1 protein-coding gene is annotated in these 1794 nt (G+C 68.1%); it reads left to right on the top strand.

Features of this window, described 5'->3' with window-relative positions; genetic code table 11:
• Positions 1 to 96 precede the first annotated feature (96 nt).
• Positions 97 to 1782: an IS1182 family transposase gene (locus AB0M97_RS30790; RefSeq protein ID WP_365964269.1), complete on the top strand. Its 1686-nt coding sequence runs from the start codon at positions 97 to 99 to the stop codon at positions 1780 to 1782.
• Positions 1783 to 1794 lie beyond the last annotated feature (12 nt).

Below are 1794 nucleotides of genomic sequence, written 5' to 3'. Positions count from 1 at the left end.
GGACGCTGTTGGTTAATCCGGGCCGAGCGTGACGTCGGTCTTCACGATCCAGTTGTGGTCGTGGAGACCGACGTTGTCGTGTGGGGCGGGGTATCGATGTCGTTGCGGCCGATGGAGCCGGGAGAGATTCCGGCGGAGACGGTGCGGGTGGCCCGGGCGGCTTTCCCGAAGGGGAGCCTGGCGATCCGGGTCCGGGACGAGCTGGGGGTGCTGTTCCAGGACGAGGAGTTCGCGGGCCTGTTTCCCTCCCGGGGGAAGCCTGCGTTGTCGCCTGGCCGGCTCGCGTTCGTACTGGTGTGGCAGTTCGTGGAAGGGCTGACCGACAGGCAGGCCGCCGAGGCGGTGCGGGCGAGGATCGACGTCAAGTACGCGCTCGGGCTGGAGCTCGATGACCCGGGGTTCGACTTCTCAGTGCTGTCGGAGTTCAGGGACCGTCTGATTGCGGCAGAGGCCGGGCGGCAGGTCCTGGACGGGATCTTGGATGCGGCTCGGGAACGTGGGTTGCTCAAGTCCGGAGGCCGGGCCAGGACCGACTCCACGCATGTGCACGGTGCAGCGCGTGAGTTGAACTGGCTGGAGCAGGTCACTGAGACACTGCGGTCCGCGCTGAACGCGCTCGCCGTGGTAGCCCCCGACTGGCTAGTCGGGGTGGCCGAGCCGGACTGGTTCCGCCACTACGCAACCCGGGCCGAGGACTCGCGCTTCCCCCAGGCCCGTTCCAAGAGAGCCGAGGTCGGCCTGCGGATCGGCACCGACGGGATGCGTCTGTTGACGGCCGTGGCCTGCGCGGATGAGGCCGACCGGCTGCGTTTGCTGCCGGAGGTGGAGACCCTGCGGCAGGTCTGGGTCCAGCACTTCCACCTGGTGGAGGGCGAGGTGGCCCGCCGGAGCCCAAAAGACCGCCCGCCAGGCGCCTTGCGCCTGGTCAGCCCCTATGACATCGAGGCACGCTGCGGCAGGAAGAACGACACCCTCTGGGACGGCTACAAGGTCCACCTGACCGAGACCTGCGAGCCGGACGCTGTGCACCTGATCACGAACGTGGTCACCACCACCGGAGCGGTATCCGACGACCGGATGGCCGCCGTCGTCCATAACGGCCTTGCGGCGCGTGGTCTGCTGCCCGCAGAACACTGGGTGGATGCCGGATACGCCAACGCTTCCGCGCTGGCCGCGGCCCGCCAGGAGCACGACATCGCGCTTCACGGCCCCCTCAAAGCCGTCACCTCACCTCAGTCCCAGGGCGATGCCACCTATGGCCAGGACGCCTTCGCCATCGACTGGGACCAGCGGCAGGTGACCTGCCCTAACGGCAAGACCACCACAAGCTGGCGGAACGCTCGCTCCCAGGCCGGGCTCCCCGTGATCCGCGTGCAGTTCCCCACGAACGACTGCCGCACCTGCACTACACGGGCCGATTGCCTCGGCTCCGCCAACCGCCGCTTCCGCGAGCTCACCCTGCGGCCCAAAGCCGAGTACCAAGCCCTTCAACAGGCCAGGACCCTCCAGCAAACCGACGAGTGGAAGGAGAGCTACAAGATCCGCGCGGGAGTCGAAGGCACCATCGCCCAGGGAGTCCTACGTTGTGACCTGCGCAGATCCCGCTACCGGGGCCTGGCCAAGACCAGTCTCCAGCATCAGCTCACCGGCGCTGCGATCAACCTCGCCCGCATCGACGCCCACCTCTCCGGAACACCCAGGGCCCGCACCCGCACCAGCCACTTCGCAAGGCTTCGCCCCGCCGAGCAACTCGACGGGGCGAAGCATCACGGCCCGGATTAACCAACAGCGTCC

The sequence above is a fragment of the Streptomyces sp. NPDC051207 genome (assembly GCF_040682395.1).
Classification (GTDB): domain Bacteria; phylum Actinomycetota; class Actinomycetes; order Streptomycetales; family Streptomycetaceae; genus Streptomyces.
The sequence above is the reverse complement of the archived record's forward strand: the minus strand, read 5'-3'. Positions and strand labels throughout refer to the sequence as shown.